Source organism: Candidatus Glomeribacter gigasporarum BEG34 (genome assembly GCF_000227585.1).
GTDB classification, from domain to species: domain Bacteria; phylum Pseudomonadota; class Gammaproteobacteria; order Burkholderiales; family Burkholderiaceae; genus Glomeribacter; species Glomeribacter gigasporarum_B.
The window spans coordinates 1-585 of record NZ_CAFB01000024.1; the positions used below are offsets into that span (position 1 = coordinate 1).

The following is a 585-nucleotide window of genomic DNA, read 5'->3' on the forward strand; positions in this document are numbered from 1 at the left end:
GTACTTTGAGTTCAAGCGGAAACGCCTGATCCGCCGCCACACGGCGCCAGGAATAAGCGAAAATCGAATTATTATGTCTCTCAAATGAGATTCAATCAAGGCCCTGTATGAAGTCAAAATAACCCATGTCTGAACATCCCTCTGCCATTCCAAACACAGCCAGACACGCCAAAGTTCTGATCCTCGGCTCAGGCCCGGCGGGGTATACCGCCGCTATCTATGCGGCGCGCGCGAATTTGGCGCCGGCGCTGATTACCGGCCATGCGTTGGGCGGCCAATTGATGACGACCACCGACGTTGAAAACTGGCCCGCGGACGCAGCGGGGGTACAAGGGCCGGAATTGATGCAGCGCTTTCTTGAGCACGCGCAACGCTTCAATACGGTCATGATTCATGACCAGATTCACACTGCCTCTCTGAACGAGCGGCCGTTCCGGCTGACCGGCGATGCAAACGCCTATACTTGCGATGCGCTGATTATTGCGACCGGCGCGTCAGCGAAATATCTGGGTTTACCGTCCGAGACGGCCTTTATGGGCAAGGGCGTATCCGCCTGCGCGACCTGCGATGGATTTTTCTACCGGC

Annotated in this window: 1 protein-coding gene; it reads left to right on the forward strand. The window is 56.4% G+C overall.

Features of this window, described 5'->3' with window-relative positions:
* Nucleotides 1–125: 125 nt before the first annotated feature.
* Nucleotides 126–585 (forward strand): NAD(P)/FAD-dependent oxidoreductase (locus CAGGBEG34_RS12045; RefSeq protein WP_042687198.1); only part of this gene is annotated, 460 nt, incomplete at its 3' end.